Source organism: Legionella jamestowniensis (assembly GCF_001467745.1).
GTDB classification, from domain to species: domain Bacteria; phylum Pseudomonadota; class Gammaproteobacteria; order Legionellales; family Legionellaceae; genus Tatlockia; species Tatlockia jamestowniensis.
Genome location: NZ_LNYG01000012.1, coordinates 166,371 through 188,787, shown reverse-complemented (window position 1 = coordinate 188,787; position 22,417 = coordinate 166,371). Strand labels below are relative to the sequence as shown.

The window sequence follows — 22,417 nt, the reverse complement described above, 5'->3', positions numbered from 1 at the left end:
GGAAAAATTAAGTGCATTTAAACTACCATAATTACGGGTTTTGGCAAGTAAGTTTTACTGTTTAAATACCCTGCATAGAAGATAAATTTTGAATCATGTCGATTGCAAGCGTATCAAGATGCTATACTTGTTCTTCCTAGGAGTGGGGATTTTTTATGGTAGCCTGAATAGAGTTGATCTGCTCTTTTTCAATACTGGGGCTAGCCTCTTGATGGGTTGTTTGTTTAAAGCGTGCTTTAAAATCGGCTGTATTTTCTTTTTTGGAAACTTTATTTAAAAAGTCTGTTTCAATGTCCTTGGCAATATATACCTTTGTCCCTTGTTGAAATAATTTGGTCTTATTTTGGTACCCCATGGCATCACTAAAAGCACGAGCCTCTTCTCGAGAAGCAAAAGTAAGCTGCATGGAATAATCTACAACCCCTCTAGTATCTTGGCGAATGCTAGTTGGTTGGTGTGAAACACTAGGTGATTTAACTTGTGCATCAGTAAACAGTTGCGCCTTTTCACGACAAGCTTTTTGAAGGTCAATCAACCCTTCACTGCTAAGTTTTGGAGGAGGCGATAGTTTGGATACACTCAAATTCACTGCAGTGATTTTAGACAGAGCATCGGTCGTAAGATAAACGTCTTTTTCATTTTGAAACAAATTTCGTCGATCATTGATCATGACTAAATTAGTAAATTGCCTTGCTTGATTTGCATCTTGAAACGTTAATTTTGTTGTGTAGTTTGCGGATTCATTTTTACGAGGAGATAGCGGATAATGTCCTGTTTGCAGTTTGGCATTATTGAAATCCTTGCTTGCGGCAATGTTTGAAGATAATTGTGCCTCAGACGTGGTCGAAAGCTCTTGGGATGACTTTTCTATTCTTTTCTTTTCTGCGTCAAATTTCTCAACAAAGTCTTTATTGCAATTGTTCATATCCGCAAGTGTTTTTAAGGGAGTTTTTTTATCCGTTGAAATAACGGCGTCTACTGCTATTGGGGTTCCATCTTTTTTAAATGTAGTCTTATCGCTATGTTGATATCTAAAATCAGGGTGATTTGGATTTGCAGCAAAGCCTAAATCTAAGGGTAATTTTTGCGTTCCCGCATTCATGTCACCACCAACAACAAAACCAATTTGATGCTTTTTGCTGACAGTATTTACATCGTTCATGACCTCTTCTAAGTTTAGCCGTTTTATCTGAACCCCATTCTTTTTTTTATAGTCTGCTTTATCACTTTCAGCATGAATATTGGCTAATAGCTGTTTCTTACCATCAGGACCCACTCCCACACTAAATAACACTTGACCACGGGTGGCGGGATCAGAATCATATTTTTGTTGCAATTTGCTAACAGCAGCTTTCAATTGGATGTCTTCTGTCGAAGACGCCCCAGGGGTTGCAGAGTTTTGACATGAAAAGGTTAAGTTCCCAAACTTATGCTCACCGTTTTGAGCATAGCTCATTTCAAGTTTTTGCTTGGGGTCTAAATATTTTTCAATCGCTGCAATGAATTTATGTTGCTCCCCATGCGGCATTTCCTGAAGCATGCCACTATCTATCTTCCCTTCATTGATTTTTTGCGCGATTGCAAAAGCTTCCATTTCCAAGCCTTGGGTTAAATTTTTTCCAGTTTTAGCTGGACCATTTTCCTTGTCAAGATTCCAAATCAACGTTTTGCCAAATAACTGAGGATGGTGATCGGAATGTAAGTTTAAAGTAGAGTTTGGTGTCACCTTAATTTGTCTTGCCATTAGGAATTCGGTATGTGCGGGGCTATACCCACTAGTATAGGTGGTTTTGAATTAATTTTCATCAATTTGAAATAAAGAGGATACTTCCACTATACTATTTAAATTTACCCCTGCTTGATGCTAGTTTCAGTAGATGGATGATGAGTCAATTATTTGCTAAATTCAGATTAAAAAACTATCCTATATTTTTGTTAATTATAGCGAGTATTTTTTCATTACAACCTGCCTCTCTGTCTTATAGTTTACAGCCAACAGTAACGCGATACGCCCCAGAGATCGTCTCTATTGTTCAATCCCATGAATATTTGCGCAGTCATGAGTCACCGCTGTATTGGAAATTAAGTGCTTATTATATTCCCCAGCGCAATGACAGCTCTTGCTCTATAGCTACTGCAACGATGGTTATCAATGCAGCACTTGCCCATCAACACTTATTCACAAGAAAACCTTTGGCAACTCAAAACGACATTCTAAAACGCGTAAACGACGAGGTTTGGAATAAAGGGGTGAAAAAAGACGGTGAAGGCGTTTCCCTGGCGCAATTAAAGAGATTATTAGCCAAAGCATTTAAAGCTTATGGGCTGAACAATTTTACCATTCACCTCATTTATACAACGAACAGTGCGCCGCAAAATGAGAGGGTGTTGCAAAATTATCTTTTAGAAAGTGAGACGCATGGTCAGCCTATTATAATAGTCAATTTTGATCAGAAATTTTTCACGAATGACATGAGTGTTGGGCACTTTGCACCTGTTGGGGCTTATGATGCAGAAAAAAAGCGTGTTCTTATTATGGATCCTGACAGGGAGTGGTATGAACCTTATTGGGTTCCACAAAAAAAACTTTTACAAGCAATGGCGACTCAAAACACGGGTAGTCCTCATTACAGGGGCTACCTGATTATTTATTTCAAGCCTGAAAAGGGGGAAAAAGTAAATCAGTAGTGTAGACTATCTCATAGAAGTCCAAGAGATTTCTCAAATTGCAACAAGATATTTCTATATTCTATGAGCTCCTAAGCTTGCAACTAAGATTAACTTATTGAATTTAAATGTTTATTTTTAATAATGATTAAAAAATAATGGTTAGTCCTTTAAATAAACACTCTTGCAGAGTATAAAACCGGTTGCTAAATTTTAAGTATGACTTCAACGGATTTGAGGTCTCTTAAAGGGATTTTAATCATAAGGATATGACAGTCAGGGATGATATCAAGATAGGATATCTTGATTGGAGACTGCAAAGCCAGGGTGTTCACCCTGGCTTTATTTTTTATACACTCACATAACCTGAATGAGACAAGTAATAGCTATCAGGATAATAGGCAAAAACGACAGAGCCATTTTTAATAGTATTAATCACGGGCTTGGCTAACGTTTTCGCGATAGAAGGGCAGCCCCAGCTGCGTCCGGCACGCCCTGATTTTTTAATAAAATCAGGTTCAACATACCAAGCACCATGAATAACTACGCGTCGATTGTACGCATTATCATTAAAGCCGCGCTCTAATCCCTGTAAGTTGAGGGAATAGCCCTTTGAACCAATGTAAGTATTACGGGTAATGTAGGTACCTAGGCTGCTTTCTTTGCTGGAAGGCCTATTAGAAAAATGATGGGCAACCCTGTCTCCGGAGTTTCTTCCATGAGCTACGTAGGTATTATATAAAAGACGCTCCCTACGAACGTCAAAAACCCACATACGTTGTTTATTAGAGGGTAATGAGTAATCGATAACAGTTAAGACAGGTTTCTTGACGGCTCCTTTATCAGCTGCTTTTTTATAAGCAGTAAGAGCTAGTTTTAATACTTTTTTATTGAGTTGGGGTGCTTTTTGGCTAAGGTGTTGTACCTCCGTATTAACGTCAAATCCAGTTTTGGCCGGAGGAGGGGTGTGCGTCATGCCGGTTGATAAAAATGCTGCAGAAATAAAGTTTAATATGGTGTTCATAACACTCCTTTTTCCGTAGTAATTCGCAAGAATAAAGGTCGCAAAAATGTGGTGATTATATTTACAACTAAGACAAATGTAAAATTATAAGGGTGCTGCTTGTACATAAGAGGGAAATTTTAGTCTATTCAGAGGGTTAAAGAAGGGGTATATAGTAACATTTGTTTCAAAATTAATCAATAAGAAATTTATTTAATCTAAAATTACTAAAATTTGTACACTTCCGTGTGCAAAATAGAATCCAATTTATCATAATTAGTTCTACTTTCTTCCTTAAAACATCCCAGTGATTGCTTGGTTTGCGCTAAATTTATGCGCATAAATGAAGGTAATTTATGGGTGGATAGATTTCAATTCGACCTATTCTGCATTATCATCCCTGGTATTTTTGACCGGCTACATTTTGGAGAAAAACATGCTTGAGCGGTATTCTATTCAACCTCCGCAAGGCTCTCGTGCACTTATTAACAAAGCATATCGAGTCGATGAATTAACATTGATGAGCGAACTTATCGAAAAGGCCGCATTGGATAGTGGGCAGGTAACAGCAATTCGAAATCAGGCCACAGGGTTGGTGGAACAAGTTCGAGCAGAACGAAAGAAAAGTACCGGTATCGATTCCTTTTTGACAGAGTATTCACTTTCGAGCGACGAGGGAATTGCTTTAATGTGCCTTGCTGAAGCATTACTACGTGTACCTGATAATGCAACAATCGACAGTTTAATTAAAGATAAATTAACAAGCGCTGATTGGAAGTCGCATCGCGGTCAGAGTGAGTCATTTTTTGTAAATGCAACAACCTGGGCGCTCATGTTAACAGGAAAAGTTTTAACGCCTGAGAAGGCGGATTCTGTTTTAAGTAAAGCCTTATTTAAAGTGCTTAACCGTAGTGGCGAAGGAGTAGTCCGTAAAGCAGTTGATACTGCTATGCGTATTATGAGCAAACAATTTGTTACTGGCCGCACTATTCATGAGGCACTGTCACGCGCCAAGAAAAAAGAGGCAAGAGGGTATCGTTATTCTTATGATATGTTAGGTGAAGCAGCACTCACTGCTACTGACGCACATCGTTATTTTATTGCTTACAAGGAAGCCATTGAAGCGATTGGTTCAAGCGTAGATAAAAATACCAATGTTTATCAGCGGCCCGGTATTTCAATTAAATTGTCCGCATTATTTCCCCGATATCAAGAATCTCAGCATGAACGAGTAATGGCTGAGTTGCCACCCAAATTACTAGAACTAGCCCAACTTGCTAAAACGTATGATATTGCACTTACCGTCGATGCAGAAGAATCAGAGCGCTTAGAACTTTCTTTAGACATTATTGAGCGCGTATTTCGGGATGATAGCTTGCATGGCTGGCATGGTTTTGGAATGGCTGTTCAATCTTATCAAAAAAGAGCCTTTTATCTGCTGGACTGGATAGCAGATTTGGCCAGAAGTAAGCAACGTCGCATGATGGTTCGCCTGATAAAAGGCGCATACTGGGACAGCGAAATTAAGAAAGCTCAAATGCAGGGTATGTCAGAGTATCCTGTTTTTACTCGTAAAGTATTTACGGATGTTTCTTTCCAGGCTTGCGCGAAAAAATTATTAACAATGACGGATGCAATATACCCAGCTTTTGCAACGCATAATGCCTATTCTGTGGCTGTGGTTTTGAACTTGGTGGGGGATTACAAAGATTTTGAATTTCAATGTTTGCACGGCATGGGTAATGAACTTTATGAGCAGATCGTACCTGCAAATCGTTTGGGAATTCCTTGCCGTGTGTATGCGCCTGTAGGCAGCCATGAAGATTTATTACCCTATCTGGTTCGTCGACTGCTGGAAAATGGGGCTAATTCTTCGTTTGTTAATCGAATTGTGGATGAGAAAGCACCCATCAGTTCATTGGTTGAGGATCCTGTTAGCAAAGCCAACCATCTGTTGGGAAAAATTAATCAAAATATACCTTTACCAGCTTCCATCTTTTTACCCGAACGAAAAAATTCAAGCGGTTTTGATTTTACGGATAGAGCAGCTATTGCAAAATTACAGCAATTTTATGAAGGAATGGATTTTTCAGGTTGGCATGCTAAACCGCTTGTGGCAGGAAGACAAGGTGGAGGAATTGATAGAAGTGTTACTTCACCGCAAAATTTTGATAATCCTATTGGTCGTGTTAGTAATGCAACGACTGAGGATCTTGATTGGGCATTAACCAAATCGCAACAAGCATTTCCTTCCTGGAGTAGTATGCCAGTTAACGAGCGAATCGCTTGTATTGAGCGTTTTGCGGAGCTTCTGGAAGAACATACGCCTGAATTGCTTGCTATGGCTTGCTTGGAAGCAGGGAAAACATGGAATGATGGTATTGCCGAAGTACGGGAATCTGTTGATTTTTGTCGTTACTATGCCATGATGGCTGAGAAATTAATGGCAAAACCCCTACGATTGCATGGTTATACGGGGGAACTTAATGAATTAAGCCTTCATGGCAGAGGCGTGATTGCTTGTATTAGTCCCTGGAATTTTCCTTTAGCCATTTTTACCGGCCAGATTGTTGCAGCACTTGTGACAGGAAATTGTGTGGTTGCAAAACCTGCAGAACAAACCTCAATCATTGCTACATTTGCTGTACAACTAATGCATGAGGCTGGCATTCCTCTCGATGTTGTTCAATTATTACCTGGCAGCGGGGAAGTAATAGGTGCAGCTTTAGTCGCTGATCAACGGGTAAAAGGAGTAATATTTACCGGTTCAACGCAAACTGCAACTAGCATCAACAAAACGTTGGCTACTCGTGGTGGTGAAATTATTCCATTAATTGCCGAGACAGGTGGACAGAATGCGATGATCGTAGACTCATCGGCCTTATTAGAGCAAGTGGCGGTGGATGTAATGACCTCCGCTTTCGGCAGTGCTGGTCAACGCTGCTCCGCACTGCGTGTATTGTTTGTTCAAGAAGAAGTTTACCCGCGTATGATTGAATTGCTACGAGGGGCGATGGCGGAGCTGCAAATAGGGGACCCGCGCTGGTTATCTACGGATATTGGACCAGTGATAGATAATGATGCCTTGGCCGGTTTAAAAGCGCATGTCCATTCGATGCAACAAGAGCATGAAATAATTTACCAGTGCGAGTTGTCTAAAGATTGTGACAAAGGTTATTTTATGCCGCCTACCGCCATCGCTCTTAAAGACATGTCCGCCCTTAAAAAAGAAGTATTTGGTCCAATTTTGCACGTTATCAGTTATAAACGTAAGACATTGGATAATGTGATTGAGCAAATTAATGACACAGGTTATGGGCTCACACTCGGAATCCACAGTCGAATTAATCAGACTGTTGAATATATCCGCAATCGCGTACATGTTGGAAATTGTTATGTTAATCGCAATATGATTGGTGCAGTAGTAGGATTACAACCTTTTGGTGGGGAAGGGTTGTCAGGAACTGGCCCTAAAGCAGGTGGTCCTTATTATCTACAGCGTCTATGCCATGAGCGAACTTATACAGTAGATACTACAGCCGCTGGAGGTAATGCCAGTTTAATGTCCCTTCCTGAAGGCTTTTAAAACAGCTAAACTCCCGTTTGCACCCAACATAAGCGTTATTCTGGATTCAGAATAACGCTCAGGGTATTCCTTTCAATCCACATAATGATCTGGATGGGTTTTATCAAACACTTCTTCATGCTTTTTGGCAAACCACCAAGGTATAACAACAAACAAAAATAAACCGCCGATTAAAAAAGCTTCAAAGAAAAAAACATTACTGATAGGAATTTGAGTAGGGGGAACAAAACCAATTAACATTGCTGTAATGCAACATAGCGTACCAACTCCAGCAACTAGCCACATCACTGCATTGCCTCCTGGTATTTTATAACTGCGCGGTTGATCAGGTTTACTATAACGCAATTTAATTGCCGCAGAAAACATAAAAACATAAACTAATAGAGCCATCTGGGCGCTTAAATCACTTAGAATCCAGTATGCAGCATTAATAGAATCGAATAGAATAAACACTGAACTCAATAGTGAAAAAATAATACCTTGAGTCATTAAAATTGCCACAGGGGCGCCATAGCGGTTAATCTTGGAAAATATCTCAGGAAGTGATCCATCTTGGGCCGAAACTAACAATCCTTTTGTGGGGCCTATAATCCATGCCGAAACCCCACTTAATCCTCCAAGAATGATAAGAAGGGCAATTACAGCCGTCATCTTGGGTAAATTATAGGCGTTAAAAAATACGGCATAAGCATCGATTAATCCTGAAACTACGCTCAATTGCGGATTGGGAACCACAATCACAATAGCTAAAGAGCCAAACACCAGTGTGGCAAAGATGAGTAGGGCAGAGTATAAAATAGCGCGTGGATAGTCTCGTTGCGGGTTTTTAACTTCTTCTGCATGCACCGCAGACATTTCCATGCCTAACAATCCAAATAAAACAGCAGAAAAAAGAGATAAATTGCCGATGGAGCTAAAGTCCGGTAACCAGTTGGAAGGCATATCCACAGCAAGAGGACGCCCTTGTAAAAGCCATAACACACCCAAAATACTAATGCCAACCATAGGCAAAATTGTTCCCAATGTCGCACCGATAATACTGACGATGCTTGAAATTTTCATGCCAAAACAATTTAATAATGTAAATATCCAAAACAAGCTTAGCGTTGTGCCCAATAGGTAGAATTTATTATTAGCTAATTGAGGTGCAAAGAGATAAGACAGCGTGGCGGCTATAAATGCCAAAATGGTTGGATACCAAACGACATTGTAAATCCATTGCAGCCATATCGTAATAAAGCCGGCGCGTCGCCCGAATGCTTCACGAACCCAAACGTAAAGTCCACCGGTATTAGGATATGCCGTAGCTAATTCTGCAGCCACCAGTGCGACAGGAATAAAAAAAGTAAATGCAGCAACGGCATAGTAGGTTACTAAAGGTAATCCAAGTTTTGCACTTATAGGAAGTGTCCGTAAGCTGTCAACTGCAATGATATTAATCATTACCAATGAAAAAACCGATAAAACCTTTTTAGGACGCATGCGAAATCCTTAATGGATGCCCAGAAACTGTTGGGCAGAAGCCCAACCAACGCAAACTAATTCACACTTCAACGTAAGGATTGTCGGGTCTCGCCCCGACCTCTCACCAAGAAAAGTAATGTTTTAAAGTCCTTTGATTCAATCGCAGGAGATTTAAATAATTTACATTAGATTGCGAAGTACATATTGCAAAATACCGCCATGCCGGTAATAGTCCAGCTCATTATTGGTATCGATGCGACAAATTACCTCAATGGTTTCTTTTGTTCCATCCCAACGCTCGATGACCACCGGTAATTTAGCGCCTGGCTTCAAGGAATCATTAATATCAATGCTGATTCGCTCAGTGCCGTCCAAGCTTAAAGTTAAACGATTGGTGCCTTCCTGGAACTGTAAAGGTAATACGCCCATACCAATTAAATTGGATCGATGAATACGCTCAAAACTTTCCGTAATAACGGCTTTAACGCCTAACAAATTAGTTCCTTTAGCTGCCCAGTCACGAGAAGAACCAGTACCGTACTCTTTACCGGCTATTACTACTAGTTGGTGATTCTCCTTTTGATAGAGCATTGACGCATCATAAATGGACATAATTTCATTGGATGGAATATGCCGGGTAATACCCCCCTCAATGCCGGGAGTCATTTCATTACGGATGCGAATGTTAGCAAAAGTACCCCGCATCATGACTTCATGATTTCCCCGTCTGGAACCATAAGAGTTAAAGTCCGCTTCACTTACGCCCTTGGATTTCAAATATAAACCGGCAGGTGAGCTCGCTTTAATTGAACCAGCGGGCGAGATATGGTCAGTCGTTATTGAGTCACCAAGGAGAGCCAATACATAGGCTTTCTTAATTGGTTTAATAGGGACTGGAGTTTTGGGTAAGTTTTCAAAGAAAGGTGGATGCTGGATATAGGTGGATTCGGCATTCCAATTGTAGGTTGACCCGCTTCCGGTCTGAATCGCTTGCCAATGTTCATCTCCCTTGAATACTTCAGCATACTCTTTACGAAACATCGTTCCGTTGACTTTGGCAACTTCTGCAGCCACTTCTACATTGGAGGGCCATATATCTTTTAGATAAATGTTGTTGCCACTGGGGTCTTGGCCAATAGGATCTTTACTTAAGTCAATACAAGTTGTACCACACAATGCGTAGGCTACTACTAATGGCGGAGAGGCTAACCAATTGGCACGAACCTGTGGATGTACTCTACCTTCGAAGTTACGATTCCCAGAAAGAACAGAACACACAACCAGGTCATTGTTACTGACACATTCGGCGATAGGATCAGGTAATGGACCTGAATTACCAATACAAGTAGTACAACCATAGCCGACCAGGTTAAAGCCTAACTGGTCTAAATACTTTTGCAAACCTGCATGCTTTAAATAATCCGTAACCACTTTGGAGCCCGGTGCTAAAGAAGATTTCACCCAGGGTTTTCTCTGTAATCCTTTCTCCACTGCTTTTTTGGCGACTAATCCTGCGGCCATAAGCACACTGGGATTGGATGTATTGGTACAACTGGTTATAGCTGCGATCACGACATTCCCATGTGCCATTGTGTAATCATGTCCCGCTACCGGATATTTCATTTCTTGTTCGAGCGTTTTGCCAACTTCTTTCATGAAGGTACAAAAAGCGTCAGGGAGCGATGTCAAAGTAACCTTATCTTGTGGGCGTTTAGGTCCAGCGAGTGAGGGTTCAACTGTCGTTAAATCAAGGCTTAAAATATCAGTAAAAACAGGATCTTCCATATCTTTGTCATACCATAAACCTTGTGCTTTACAATAAGTTTCCACCAATGCAATGGTATGTGGGTCGCGGCCAGTTAATTCCAAATAACGCAAGGTTTCTTTATCCACCGGAAAAAATCCACACGTAGCGCCATATTCAGGAGCCATATTAGAGATGGTTGCCCGATCGGCAAGTGGCAAATCGGCGAGGCCAGGACCATAAAATTCAACAAATTTACCAACAACCCCTTTCTGGCGAAGCATTTGTGTTACAGTTAACACCAAATCAGTGGCTGTAATACCTTCCTTTAACTTACCGGTTAATTTAAAGCCAATCACTTCTGGAATCAGCATAGATACAGGTTGCCCCAGCATAGCAGCTTCTGCTTCAATACCACCAACACCCCATCCGAGAACACCTAAACCATTAATCATTGTGGTATGGGAATCTGTACCAACTAAAGTATCAGGATAAGCATAAAGTTTCCCTTTATCTTCACAAGACCACACTGTCTTCCCCAGATATTCCAAATTCACTTGGTGACAAATACCTGTGCCAGGGGGGACAACCTGAAAATTGGCGAATGCTTTTTGTCCCCAGCGTAAAAACTCATAGCGTTCCTTATTGCGTTTCACCTCAATTGCTGTATTCACTTCGAGGGCATCTGTGCTTGCAAATTTATCGACCATGACGGAGTGGTCAATGACTAAATCTACAGGGGATAATGGAGAAATCCGTTGTGGATCTCCCCCTAATTGCGCCAAAGCATCGCGCATGGCTGCTAAGTCTACGACGGCGGGGACGCCTGTAAAATCTTGCATAAGAACTCTTGCGGGACGATAAGCAATTTCATGCTGTGAGGTTCTGGTCTCTAACCATTTGGCAATTGCTTTAATATCCTTTGTAGTCACTGTTATCCCGTCTTCAAAACGCAGTAAATTTTCAAAGAGTACTTTCAATGAGTACGGTAAACGGTTAATGCCTGGAAAATGCGTTTTCTCAGCATCTTTAAGACTGAAGTAATGATATGTTTTGCCGTCTACGGATAATTGTGATTCCGTTGAAAGGCTATCTTGACCTACTTTCATAGATACCAACTCCATTGAGTTCAAAAAAAAAGTAATGATAGCCTAAATGAAGCAAGTTTTCATGAGAAAAGGATATATACTTCTCAAATTTTTTAATTTAAAGAACAAAGCAACTCAAGAAAATTGCCCCTGCTATCTCTTGAGTCATAGGATTATGCGGTAGCTGGCTGGTCAACCCTTACTTCTAATTCGGGTGAATTAGTTACATTTTCTGAGTTTAAGCAAGAATAAAGTTCGGTAAACAGGGCTTTTTCCTCTTTTTTAATTTTTGTTTGATTAGGGATAGTTTCCACTAAGGCATAAAATGCAGTTGGTAACATGACGGCTAAAGAGATCCCAAGAACAATTAAGCCAATAGGCATACTAAAAGGAAGGGTGACGAAACTAAAAACAAAAGCAGTTAAACCGACTTTTAAGAGGGTATTATTTATTTCATCAAATAATGTGTAGGCATGGTTGTCATCTGAGCCAACGGGACAATAATCAGAAGATTCATAGTAATTTTTAATATACTCATTAATATTTTGCGGCGTTTGAATACATTGTAGAAGCGTTTCGGCAAAAAGTGCATAACATCGTAGAATAGCGTTTTTTTCCAAAGCATTTTGAGAGTGAGACAGTTGGCATTGAAAGGCCCATTGCTTTTGTGTGATAAGCTGTAAAATTACTTGCTGATTCTCTAAATACTTCAAGCTTTGTGAAATCAAGGTATTGATTTTGTCTTCGCTTTTTTTTGCTTTTGATTGAAAGAAAGTTAGCATAAGCTCATCCTGATCTTGTGTATTCAAAATGAGCCTACCATCACTTGGGATGTGGCGTATTTATGTTTTACATCCGAGTAATAATTTTTAACAAATGGAATAATCCTCCTAAAAATGATCTAAACTTCTCTTATTGGAATTTTTCAAAAGATAAAGATTGGTATGGATTTTGCATCAGAGGAAGGGATAAACAGGGAGTTATAGATGCTTGATTTAATTCAGTTAATATCGATGCAATTAACGGCCGCGGAAAAGAGTATTTCGCTACAACAAGAAGAAACTGCAATACCTAACCCTGGGCAAGATGAAGTTGCTTTTATAGCTTTAATGACTGAATTATTAGGCAAAGAACCTGCTAGTCCCCAAAGGCTTTTTTATAATCTGCAAGCTCTGAATTTAAATCCTGATGGACCTGAAGAGACAAAGCCGATTGAACTGCAAATAGAGTCCCAAATAGAATCTATAGATACTAACGAATTAATCCCAAGCCATGACTCAAGTGAAATAAAGAAAACAGAGGGTAATGAAAAAGACATAAATGACTTGGAAGAGAGTACTTTGCCGTTTGCCTGGTTTAAAGCCTCCTCTTTTGAACCTCCCAATGCAGAACGCTTCAATGGCATGGAGGAGGAGAGTGAATCACTATCACGCCTAACTTTAAACTCTGAAATAGCTAATGAAACTATTCCCTCAACGCGTGTTTTAAACAATAACCCAAAAGTGGAGGCTGTGCCTCTATCCACCATTCCTTCGTTGTTCACTGAGACTCAAGCAGAGCCACCTGCAAGGACTCAAGAGAGCTTGGTACAGGAAGCGGTATATAAAGAAACTTTAAAACTGGCGACAGACAGAAAAGAGACTATCCCTGAAAAGAGCGAAATCGGCGCTTATCAGGGGATAGATGAGGCATTGTTATTCAGTAGTGACGCTGAGGTAGCTCGCTTTAAAATAGAGAGTAACGATAATTTTTTCGACAACACTCTTATAAAGCCCCCTAACAGCACTACCACTATTAAAAGGTCTCCTGTTGAAATAACTACTCCTGCTATGCCAATGAATTCAGGAAATGATTTAAAAATACCTACTAACGAGATAGCTCCTAAACTACTCCATTTGACACAGGCTGTTTCTGATGCTGAGTGGGGAGAAAATTTTAACCAGCAAATACTCTGGCTAGGTCAACAAAAAATTAAATCCGCAGTGATAAAGCTAAACCCTCAAGAGCTGGGGCCATTGGAGGTTAATATTAAATTGGTTAAGGATGTGGCCAGTGTGAATATAACCACCCACACCACCCAAGTGCGTGATTTAATTGAGCAATCACTTCCAAGACTAAGGGAAATGATGTCTGAACAAGGGGTTAATCTCTCACAGGTAAATATTGAATCAAATAGTCACCAGCGTAATCCATCAACACAAACTTATGAAGCCACGACATCTGAGTCAGAGAATAATGAGGAGCCGCTTCTTCTCACTTCCTTAACGCCCCCCCATAATAAGGGAATTGTTGATTATTTTGCATAATGTCCTTGACTAAATAGCTTAGCTGTTCAATAGTAAAATTTAGCCAATAAACAAGGATGATTACGGTGTCTAAAGTCAATATTTCCACATGGGTAAAAAACTTCGGTTTTCTATTAGAGGCGGTTATTCCACTTGATGCAGTTCAATTGAATGTTGGAAAAAAAATTTCCGATTTTAATAACAATTTAAAATTAGCAAAGGATAATAAGGAAATTGTAAGAACTCAGGCAAAGATTATTGATTGCAAATTAAGACAAGCCTTTTCAAAACTTTCTATTAATGATTTTTCTGATCCTTCCGGATTTGCCGAAATGAAGAAAGCCAGTTTTCGCGTGAAACATTATTTGGATGTACGCAGTACCCTGGAATCCTACATAAAAAACAATATAGAGGGGTATAAGCAAAAGGAGTTGCAACTTAGAGGTTTTCAACAATGGCTGATGACCGCTGAGCATTTGCAAAAAGCTCAATGTTACGAAGGTGCATTTTTAGTAATTAATGCATTATTACAACTGGATATTAAATTTAAGTTGACGCCTCATTTATCTGCTTCAGACCAACGAAAATTTGCTAATCACATGGAAATGATTTCACCCTCGGGGAATTTTATAAAACTTCGCAAGGAAATTGCCCAAGCTAAATCAGCACAAAAATTCGTTCCGGTTTTTTTAAGGGCGAAAGATATTACTACCTTAAACTATTTGTTGGAGGAGAATTCTAATGCGGAAACCAAGGAGGCAAATTTTAAGAAAAAAATAGGAATTCTTAAGGGTATTAAGCAAGAGCAAACACAAAAAGTCCCTGCTTTACCTGATGAGTTAGAGAAAATTTATCAAAGGGCTCAAGCTAGATATGGTAGTGAGTGTCATGTACCCGCAAAGCATATTGAAGACAAGAATCAATTCAATTCTTCTTCCAATAAAGCTGACTTGCCAGCCGGAAACGAGACTACCCATTATCGGGTTATCAAAATTAGAACTGAAAAAAGTACCCGAGTTTATCTCCATAATGAGCTACCTTCTTTTTGGCAAAAGGAATATCGAGAAACCGTGCAAATGGAGCAGCTGATATCACAGTCCAGTATAAATTTGGCACGCTAATCGTTTCAAATGCCTTAACCAATTAGTAGCAACGTTTAACACAACGGATAATGACCCCATTCCAACGATTTATTAGGCAGCTTCGTTGGCAACGGTAACCATGACGATAATAGTAGGGGCGCCAGCCTGTCCAGTACACATTTGAATGATAATGGCGATGTCTCCATGGTCCCCAATATCGACCGGGATATCTGTCATAAACGTAAAAGTAAGCCAGCTCCGTCTTGTTTGCATTAGGCGTTAGAGGCGTTGATGTTGCTGCCTGAGTGGTTGCTGCAAAAAAAACTGCAGCAACGAACAAAAATAAAGAAGCCATGAAAGCAGGTAGCAACCTAAACTTTTTAATAGAACAGTGATGCATAACCATGTCCTTAACCTTAGATTGGCCTATTTCTAATTATAGGATATGGATTTTATTTAACCAAAGAGGGTTCAATTGGAAAAATTTTTTATTGGCTTGCGCCGATATGTATTAATAGGGCTAATTTTAACAAGTTCGTCCCCCCTTGCACTAGCGAATGAAATTTCCTTTTGCCCTAAAAATATTGAAGTATCCGAACAATTAGTTAAGCTTCCGCCTAAATGGGAATCATTCGCTACACACTCTGTCCATTTTTTAAATGCCATTTCTATTTATTCAGGGCATCCACGAGAATTAGCGAGTCTTAAACCTGCCATGCGCTCCAAAGAAAAATCAACCTGGTTTTTTTCGCTTGACGACACGATTTACATTGTTTGTGAATACAGAGACACGGGTATTCAACTTACCCAAAAGCTACCTGCAAAGATGCGTTATTGTGATGTGTTTTATGATCTGACCGCACAAGGTGGAAGAGGATTTATACCCACGCACATAAAATGTGGCAACAATCCCAGAAAATAGCAGTTGAAATTTAATTGTCCAAGACAATTGCCATCTATTTTAAGTTGATGGCACTGGGATTAAAAGCACAGTGCCGGACAATGACATTTGCAATCACTATGGGTTTAATTGAGAGAGCCTTTTCTCAATGTTGTGACATTCTTCTACGAATGCACCGCCTCGTGCTTTTGTACTGAAGAAGGAAGGTGGCTTATTGGTAAAACTTGAATAAATAAGTAGGCCAACCCCAGGTACAATACCTGTGGCAATAACACCGATAATAATGAGTGATTGTTTAAGGAACCGTTTCCATTGTGGGTCACGGTGTAAACTCAACTTATGTTCAATAGCCGTTAATGAGTGTTTGAAATGTTCTAGTCGTTCGCTTGCCAACGGCACAGATTTGCTATCTGCCAAATCTTGCTTTAAATCGCGTACAGCATTGAACTTTTCTTTTATTTTTTCGTAAATTGGATTTTCTTGCAGAGACTCAGGCAATGGTTGATTAATATCATGCCTTTTTAACTCTGGTTTTAACGCAATAGCTTCCTCTAATAAATGTTGCATGTAGTTATTGACTAAGGGAATGAGCTTGTCATTTATTAATGTTGCTTTTTTCAGCTCAACTGGTGATAGTAGTCTTTCAAGCAACTGCTCGGTTTCTGATGCTAACTGTTTAATCGTTTCTTCTTTTCCATTAATGTTATCCGCGTAGTTCTCACTGAATAACTGTTCCTGTTGTAAGTGCTTTTCTTGGGCTGATGCCATTTCTCTTTGCAGCGCTTCTTTTTCTTCTTCTAACTGAGCAATGAATCGATCATTTTCTGCTGTTTTCACCGCTAAATCTTCTACTTCAGGAGAGCTGGATCCTAAGGCGATGGCTTCATTTTTAATAAGCTCAAAAAAAGGCTGGCTGATAGAGTCAGGTTTTTGCCGTAAATTGACATGGCGTTCTTTAAGAAGCATCGCGCCTAGGTGGATTAAATTCAGACAGCGGAAGTGAAGTTGTTTGTTATCAATGGTTAGGGGTACTGGCGAAAGAAGTCCATTAAGGCCTGGAAAATCTTTCTTTAAATTTTCTGCTAAAATGTAAAGTTGCTCAAGGGTAGACAAATATTTTTCAATTGAAATTTGCGATTCCTCAAAAAAGCGTCCTAAATGAGAATTTTTTTCATTCAATATCAAAGCATTGATTTGTCCCTTTTGTTCGATAGACAAGCTATCGTCGAGTCGGATTTCATCCAGGACGACGGATAGTGTTTCATTGACTTTTTCAATAGAAACTGGTTGTTCAAGTGACTGTAAGCGTTGTTTAATTTGCCCAATCCTTCCTGTTTTATCCGCTTCGACATTGAGATTGCGAACAAAGGCATGAAAGGTGTTTTGAAATTCTTCAGGTGAAGCAAGTGCAAAGCTAATTTGATTATCAAGTTCATCCACTTGTTCAAGGATCGAATGATAATGGGTTTCGATGGTTTGTTTTAACCTGTTTTTCAAGAACTCTCTGCATTCGCTAAGGATAGCTTGATTATTTTCTGATAATTCCCCATTAGCACCTGCTAGCGCTGTATTTAGTACTTCAAACGGTTCTTGAATGACATTGCGCAACAGAGTGGCTTCTTCAATGGTTAAATGGTTTCGTAAGTATTTTTGGCTAATGACATCAATACATATGGACAGTCCATCAAAAAGAATTGCTCGTCCCTGTTTCGCCTGCACCAGCTTTAATAGTTTAGAGGGCTCTTTTTTATTAGCGACCATTTCAGCAATGATGGCTTGCATGGCGTTAGTTATGGCTTTAACTAACGTATCGGGGGTTGCCACAACCAGGCGATCAAGCTGTATAAAATCTCTAAGATAAAGCATTGCATGCTCTGGATTGACAAAACTGCCATGCATTTGGGGGGCCACATTGACCATTTTATCGTGCCTATTACCGCGGTAATGGACAAAACGTTCACGCTCTTTTGTGTATTGAGCGCCCAGGTAAGCATAAGACCCATTGGCAAAATAACGAAAAGCTTCATCATTTTTTTCGACGGCCAAATAGTGTTGGAGTATCACTTGGTATCTTTCAGATTCAGTAGCATTTAAAAACTGATTTAACACATTATCAAGTGCATCATGTGCAAGATTTAAGTGATAACCAGCGGGTTTAAAAATACCGGTTGACTGATGAAAAAAGTGAAATAATTTACAAAGCACCAGATCTTGTACGGTTGTGGTATCTCGATGTTCTATCGTATTCGGAACTTCCATCAGCTGCTGGTTGTAACGATTACCGCTTGCTGACCCATGATGGCCTGGAATGATCAGGGGTTGCATGCCGTTAGGTACAATAGGGGTGAAGCAGCGTGTACGCTCATCACGGTATAATAATAATTCATAGCTATTACAGGCAGGTTGTTCAAAAAAGCGTTCATCTTTCCAGGCAATACCAGGAATTTTTAAGAAACCGCCGCCAGGAACAGGATCGATTAAGAAGGAATTAATTTTAGCTTCCTTTAATCGTTTTAAAAGTTCCGCTCTTAATTCTGCACCTCTTACATCCGCTTCTGCGTCTGTTTTTTTGAAAAATTTCCCTATGGCAGTGCTGGTATAACTACAGGGACTTGCGTTAAGAATTTCAAAAAGTGATTTTTGAGGTTCGTTCTCAAGTGCTGTTTGAATACGTTTCAATTCATGCATTACTAAAATTGATTCAACTGCACCCCGACTATGCGCAGAGATTTGTATCGTTTGTTTACCGGATGCTAAAGCACGCAATGCTAGAAACACGGCTTGTGCGATACGCTCACCCACTTCACTGCCCAAGGTAGTTGGGCCATTAACAACATCAACCGAAGGAGAACTATAGGAGAGAGGGTTATTGGATTTAGTAACTTCTGCTTTTTCACCTAATAAGCTAACAACGGCCTGTGCCGCATAGGATAAAGTTTCCCCACGTTCATAGGATTTTTTATCAATAGGATTTTCAAGCGTAATGGTTGGTGTTTCTGTAAAGACAGTGTCTGTCCCTAATAAAAACAAAAAATAATGCGGCTGTGCAGTTTTTTCTTGTCCTAAAAGGGTAAAAATTTCGTTTAGATCGTTAGGCTTAGGCATGTATAACTCCCGAGAAACCATATTTCATTCCCTGGAAAGTTATTTATCCCTAATTTATAAATGGTTGCTCATTTATAAGTGGGATAATTGTACTACTTTTGTACTTTTTGAGTCAATGCTTGTATGGTTGACTTACAAATAATTTACATATTATAAAAACAAGCACTTTTTATTGATTTAAAAATTAAACATACCGCTCGAACATTCGATTGGGATGGCTCAATCTATGTGTAGTAGTTGTGGAGACATACAATTCTGCAGTGTATACTGGGGAAACTTTTTCATTTTTAATGATGAATATGCAGTTACTCCATATTACGAATGGTGACTACGCAGCTGAATTAATAAAAAAGGCTTTTAATACACAGGACGTTGTTCCTTTGTGCGATATTCTGTACGAAGGTCCCGTTCAAAGTAATTTAAACAGTAAGCAGTTCAGTCATGAGCGTGCAGAATACCTTGCCAGTCGAGGCTATGGAAGCTATGAAACGATAGCTGCTTCCTTTCATAAAATAGAAACCCAGCTTACTTGCCTAACCCAATTTAATGAAATAGTTTTATGGTTTGAACATGATACTTATGATCAATTGCAGCTTTTGCAAATACTTTCTTACCTTAGCCAACACCAGCCCAATAGTGCACTGTCTTTGATATGCATTAATCATTATCCTGGAATAGAGCTATTTTTAGGGTTAGGGCAGTTGGAAGAAGAGCAGATAAAAGCGTTGTTTCCTTGTCGTCAGAAAATAACTGAAACGCAATTAAAACTGGGCAATCAACTCTGGGAAGCATTTATAGCACCAGAACCTTTACCTCTTTTAAAACTAACAAAAAATGATTTGTCAGATTTGCCCTTTATCAAAAATGCCTTGATACGATATTTCCGAGAATTTCCATCTAACCATAATGGATTGACCTGGACTGAACAATATATTTTGGATTCTATTCTCGCAGAAACTAATACTATTGTGGAATTATTCCGACAATTGCCTGTCATAGAAGAAGAGTATTTTTTAGGGATGGGGGATGTCACGTTTAAACAGATCATTACCCGCTTGGCAGAAGCTGAAAGTCCTCTGATTAAAATCAAGCCTATAAAAGGAAATGATGATGATGTGGAGCTTGAGTTAACCACTCTTGGTGAACAAATAGCCCAAGGTGGGGGGGATTGGGTAGTCGTTAATGGAATTGATTGCTGGCGAGGTGGTGTTCATTTAACACCCGAAAACCTCTGGCGATACTCCCTAGCCACGAATGAACTTATCGGTCCTTTTAATTTAAATGTATGAGAGAGATAATTTCGCTAATCCACATACTGATGCTGCTCTATATGAAACGCAGGACGGCAAGAAATGAGCAATTCCATGTCGCCTTCCCAAAAGTATTTTTCGCCCGGTTCAATTAATACCACATCACCCGTATTAAGTTTATTCTCACATCCTTCCACAACAACTTTACCGTTACCGCTTTTAATATAAACAATTTCCTGACAAGTTAAATTGGTTGCCCTTCGGGTATCTGGGTAGCGTCCATTGATTTTGACCATGGCAAAATCAATATTTTTATCATTAATTGGGTATTCTGTAACCAGACAATTATCGCTATTTTTTCGGTGTATCGTCTGATTTTTTAATGCAATTTTCATTAGGTTTTATCCTTGTTTATTTTTCTAACAGCAAACTGTATTTGGCCAAAGAAGGGATATGAGCCATCATAATTTTTGCAACGGTTAGTAATGGAATAGAGAGTAACCCCCCGCCAATACCCCACAACCATACCCAAAAAATGATACTAAAAAAAACAATAAGTGGATTTAAATTCAAGCGGTGGCCTAATAAAATGGGAGTGATAATTTGTCCCTCGAGATTACTAATCAAAAAATAGAGAAGGGGGGGGAGCAAAATATAGAAATAGGAGTCAAACGTTAATAAAGAAACAAAAAATATCACGAAAATGCCTATAGCGGCTCCAATATAGGGAATAAAATTAAGACAGGCAGCCATTACTCCCCATAGCATGGCATTGGGAATTGAAAGCAGCCATAATACCGTAGTAATAACCAAGCCAAGACAGATACAAATGATCGTAAATGTAATTAAATAGGTAGAAACATCTTTTTCAATCGTTAATAAAAAATCATTAGCAATTTTTGTTTGTCGATGGGTAATAATTCTTTGGAGGTTTTTAAAAATAGTGTCAGTATAAATGAGGAAAAAAAATAAATAAGCCAATACAAGAAAAATTAACAATATAACATTCGTTGTTAAATCAAATATTGAATAGCCAATATCAGTAATACCAGTTTTTATTTCAACCTTAGGTGATGGTTTGGTTTCTGTAATAGTTTGTGCTCTTTTAAGGGCATCACTTAATTTCGCAATTGGTTTTTTTATAGAAGAGAATTTTTGCTCCAGGACTTGCATTTTTTGAGGCGCTTGATCTATCCAATGCGCTGCAGGCTCTGTTAATGAAGATATGCCAAAGCTAATCAAAGCTAGCAGGGATGCTGTGATGATTGCAGAGGCAAGTATTTTAGGAATTCTAAGTTGTAGTAGAACTTGCATTAGCGGGTTTAATAACAAATAGAGAAAAAAAGCCAATAAAAGCGGAAGTAAAATAGTTTGTGCTATATACAAAACAAAAATGATAGCAAGAAACGTTACTATTTTTATTTCCCAATTAACGGTGGTTTGGGCGCTTGATTTATTCATATAAAATTAAGCCTAATGTGCTTATAGTTATGGGTATGATTTATCTGCTAATGCGTTTTACATGGAAGGATAAGTATGTATCTTTTCCTTTTCTTCCATTCGTAAAGCCCTTTGTCGGACTGCTTCCTGTAGCTCTTTGAAAAATTCACTGGTTGGGGGAGAGGATAGCGGTATTTCTTCCAGTGTTTCACAAGGCATATCAGTGTAATTCTCTTTATATTCTGTCAAGATATGTAAAGGGTTTATTTTTTGTTCATAAGCGATTAAAAAAAATCTTAAGCATTTAGAAAAACCTGACTCAGGAGACATTTTTAATACAATAGCCGAACTAGTCAACCGTGCTATCAGCGTTTGATCAGAATAATGATGGGGATTTTCTTTTATCTCTTTATGAATCGCACGTAGCTTTGGGTAGATATGAGGATAGAATTCATCGGGTGAGCTTTTATAAGACTTCATAAATTGCTCAAATAACCGACTCACTCCAGGACTAATAGGCATTCGCTAGACTCCATTCTTCTATTTTAATTATTAAATATCAACAGGGGTGAAACTGCAACCATAATTTTTTATATTATCCCACTCTAGCTTTGTTCCCTTACCCTAGTTATTATGTAGGAGTCTGTAAGTCTATGTGCAGAAAGACAAAAAGAATGGTTCATTTGTGACTATACTATAATATAAGATAAGGAAATAAGGAGAAAGTCATGGCTGATAACAATGATAATAGTGTTGGTATTGTTGCTATTATTGTAATTATAATTTTGGCAGGTATCGCATT

16 protein-coding genes are annotated in these 22,417 nt (G+C 39.1%); 6 read left to right on the top strand and 10 right to left on the bottom strand.

Translation table 11 applies throughout. From position 1 onward, the window contains the following. Positions 1–136: 136 nt before the first annotated feature. Positions 137–1,744: a hypothetical protein gene (locus Ljam_RS03980; RefSeq protein ID WP_058448834.1), complete on the bottom strand. Its 1,608-nt coding sequence runs from the start codon at positions 1,742–1,744 to the stop codon at positions 137–139. Between the two features lie 137 nt (positions 1,745–1,881). On the opposite strand from Ljam_RS03980, the gene Ljam_RS03975 reads away from it, so the two are divergent. Then, the gene (locus Ljam_RS03975) at positions 1,882–2,688 is read left to right on the top strand and encodes a phytochelatin synthase family protein (protein WP_082651569.1); all 807 of its coding nucleotides are present in this window, start codon (positions 1,882–1,884) and stop codon (positions 2,686–2,688) included. A 328-nt stretch (positions 2,689–3,016) separates the two neighbouring features. On the opposite strand, the gene Ljam_RS03970 is transcribed toward Ljam_RS03975, so the two are convergent. Beyond that, positions 3,017–3,643, bottom strand: coding sequence for a murein L,D-transpeptidase catalytic domain family protein (locus Ljam_RS03970; protein ID WP_420795602.1), 627 nt, complete (start codon positions 3,641–3,643; stop codon positions 3,017–3,019). Between the two features lie 463 nt (positions 3,644–4,106). On the opposite strand from Ljam_RS03970, the gene putA reads away from it, so the two are divergent. Continuing rightward, positions 4,107–7,256 (top strand): bifunctional proline dehydrogenase/L-glutamate gamma-semialdehyde dehydrogenase PutA, encoded by a 3,150-nt coding sequence (putA, locus tag Ljam_RS03965; protein ID WP_058448831.1) that lies wholly within the window; start codon positions 4,107–4,109, stop codon positions 7,254–7,256. 72 nt (positions 7,257–7,328) lie between these two features. On the opposite strand, the gene Ljam_RS03960 is transcribed toward putA, so the two are convergent. The 3 genes from Ljam_RS03960 to Ljam_RS03950 all read right to left on the bottom strand — a co-directional run bounded on the left by Ljam_RS03960 (position 7,329) and on the right by Ljam_RS03950 (position 12,334). Next, on the bottom strand, positions 7,329–8,738 hold the full coding sequence (locus tag Ljam_RS03960; RefSeq protein WP_058448830.1) for an APC family permease: 1,410 nt from the start codon (positions 8,736–8,738) through the stop codon (positions 7,329–7,331). A gap of 162 nt (positions 8,739–8,900) precedes the next feature. Then, entirely contained in the window at positions 8,901–11,573 is a 2,673-nt protein-coding gene (gene acnA / locus Ljam_RS03955; protein ID WP_058448829.1) for an aconitate hydratase AcnA, read from the bottom strand. 152 nt (positions 11,574–11,725) lie between these two features. Continuing rightward, complete coding sequence (locus tag Ljam_RS03950) at positions 11,726–12,334, bottom strand: lpg1689 family Dot/Icm T4SS effector (RefSeq protein ID WP_058448828.1); 609 nt, start codon at positions 12,332–12,334, stop codon at positions 11,726–11,728. Between the two features lie 204 nt (positions 12,335–12,538). On the opposite strand from Ljam_RS03950, the gene Ljam_RS03945 reads away from it, so the two are divergent. Together Ljam_RS03945 and Ljam_RS03940 are read left to right on the top strand one after the other, a co-directional pair. Beyond that, a complete protein-coding gene (locus tag Ljam_RS03945; RefSeq protein ID WP_058448827.1) occupies positions 12,539–13,858 on the top strand; it encodes a flagellar hook-length control protein FliK in 1,320 nt (439 codons plus the stop codon). 65 nt (positions 13,859–13,923) lie between these two features. Continuing rightward, complete coding sequence (locus Ljam_RS03940) at positions 13,924–14,958, top strand: RasGEF domain-containing protein (protein WP_058448826.1); 1,035 nt, start codon at positions 13,924–13,926, stop codon at positions 14,956–14,958. A 22-nt stretch (positions 14,959–14,980) separates the two neighbouring features. Here the strand turns inward: Ljam_RS03940 and Ljam_RS15125 are convergent, their stop codons facing one another. Continuing rightward, a complete protein-coding gene (locus Ljam_RS15125) occupies positions 14,981–15,319 on the bottom strand; it encodes a hypothetical protein (protein WP_131762354.1) in 339 nt (112 codons plus the stop codon). 75 nt (positions 15,320–15,394) lie between these two features. Between Ljam_RS15125 and Ljam_RS03935 the strand changes: the two genes are divergently transcribed. Further along, positions 15,395–15,841, top strand: coding sequence for an STY0301 family protein (locus tag Ljam_RS03935; RefSeq protein WP_058448825.1), 447 nt, complete (start codon positions 15,395–15,397; stop codon positions 15,839–15,841). A gap of 96 nt (positions 15,842–15,937) precedes the next feature. Here the strand turns inward: Ljam_RS03935 and Ljam_RS03930 are convergent, their stop codons facing one another. Next, a complete protein-coding gene (locus Ljam_RS03930) occupies positions 15,938–18,925 on the bottom strand; it encodes a hypothetical protein (protein ID WP_058448824.1) in 2,988 nt (995 codons plus the stop codon). A gap of 299 nt (positions 18,926–19,224) precedes the next feature. Here Ljam_RS03930 and Ljam_RS03925 point away from each other — a divergent pair, with 299 nt between their 5' ends. Beyond that, the gene (locus Ljam_RS03925; protein WP_058448823.1) at positions 19,225–20,214 is read left to right on the top strand and encodes a DUF1835 domain-containing protein; all 990 of its coding nucleotides are present in this window, start codon (positions 19,225–19,227) and stop codon (positions 20,212–20,214) included. Positions 20,215–20,228: 14 nt separating this feature from the next. Here the strand turns inward: Ljam_RS03925 and Ljam_RS03920 are convergent, their stop codons facing one another. Genes Ljam_RS03920 through Ljam_RS03910 form a run of 3 tightly spaced genes read right to left on the bottom strand, consistent with a single transcriptional unit; the run spans position 20,229 to position 22,137 of the window. After that, positions 20,229–20,570 carry a cupin domain-containing protein gene (locus Ljam_RS03920; RefSeq protein ID WP_058448822.1) on the bottom strand — a complete coding sequence of 114 codons (342 nt, stop codon included), beginning with the start codon at positions 20,568–20,570 and terminating at the stop codon, positions 20,229–20,231. Positions 20,571–20,586: 16 nt separating this feature from the next. Continuing rightward, complete coding sequence (locus Ljam_RS03915; protein WP_058448821.1) at positions 20,587–21,636, bottom strand: AI-2E family transporter; 1,050 nt, start codon at positions 21,634–21,636, stop codon at positions 20,587–20,589. 57 nt (positions 21,637–21,693) lie between these two features. Beyond that, the gene (locus Ljam_RS03910; protein ID WP_058448820.1) at positions 21,694–22,137 is read right to left on the bottom strand and encodes a hypothetical protein; all 444 of its coding nucleotides are present in this window, start codon (positions 22,135–22,137) and stop codon (positions 21,694–21,696) included. Between the last annotated feature and the right edge of the window lie 280 nt (positions 22,138–22,417).

What these genes read in the sequence shown, in the direction of transcription:
- Ljam_RS03945 (WP_058448827.1), top strand. Translation starts at nt 12,539, where the DNA reads ATGCTTGATTTAATTCAGTTAATATCGATGCAATTAACGGCCGCGGAA.
- Ljam_RS03915 (WP_058448821.1), bottom strand. Translation starts at nt 21,636, where the DNA reads ATGAATAAATCAAGCGCCCAAACCACCGTTAATTGGGAAATAAAAATA.
- Ljam_RS03960 (WP_058448830.1), bottom strand. Translation starts at nt 8,738, where the DNA reads ATGCGTCCTAAAAAGGTTTTATCGGTTTTTTCATTGGTAATGATTAAT.
- Ljam_RS15125 (WP_131762354.1), bottom strand. Translation starts at nt 15,319, where the DNA reads ATGCATCACTGTTCTATTAAAAAGTTTAGGTTGCTACCTGCTTTCATG.
- Ljam_RS03925 (WP_058448823.1), top strand. Translation starts at nt 19,225, where the DNA reads ATGCAGTTACTCCATATTACGAATGGTGACTACGCAGCTGAATTAATA.
- Ljam_RS03910 (WP_058448820.1), bottom strand. Translation starts at nt 22,137, where the DNA reads ATGCCTATTAGTCCTGGAGTGAGTCGGTTATTTGAGCAATTTATGAAG.
- acnA (WP_058448829.1), bottom strand. Translation starts at nt 11,573, where the DNA reads ATGAAAGTAGGTCAAGATAGCCTTTCAACGGAATCACAATTATCCGTA.
- Ljam_RS03930 (WP_058448824.1), bottom strand. Translation starts at nt 18,925, where the DNA reads ATGCCTAAGCCTAACGATCTAAACGAAATTTTTACCCTTTTAGGACAA.
- Ljam_RS03920 (WP_058448822.1), bottom strand. Translation starts at nt 20,570, where the DNA reads ATGAAAATTGCATTAAAAAATCAGACGATACACCGAAAAAATAGCGAT.
- Ljam_RS03975 (WP_082651569.1), top strand. Translation starts at nt 1,882, where the DNA reads ATGATGAGTCAATTATTTGCTAAATTCAGATTAAAAAACTATCCTATA.
- Ljam_RS03950 (WP_058448828.1), bottom strand. Translation starts at nt 12,334, where the DNA reads ATGCTAACTTTCTTTCAATCAAAAGCAAAAAAAAGCGAAGACAAAATC.
- putA (WP_058448831.1), top strand. Translation starts at nt 4,107, where the DNA reads ATGCTTGAGCGGTATTCTATTCAACCTCCGCAAGGCTCTCGTGCACTT.
- Ljam_RS03970 (WP_420795602.1), bottom strand. Translation starts at nt 3,643, where the DNA reads ATGACGCACACCCCTCCTCCGGCCAAAACTGGATTTGACGTTAATACG.
- Ljam_RS03980 (WP_058448834.1), bottom strand. Translation starts at nt 1,744, where the DNA reads ATGGCAAGACAAATTAAGGTGACACCAAACTCTACTTTAAACTTACAT.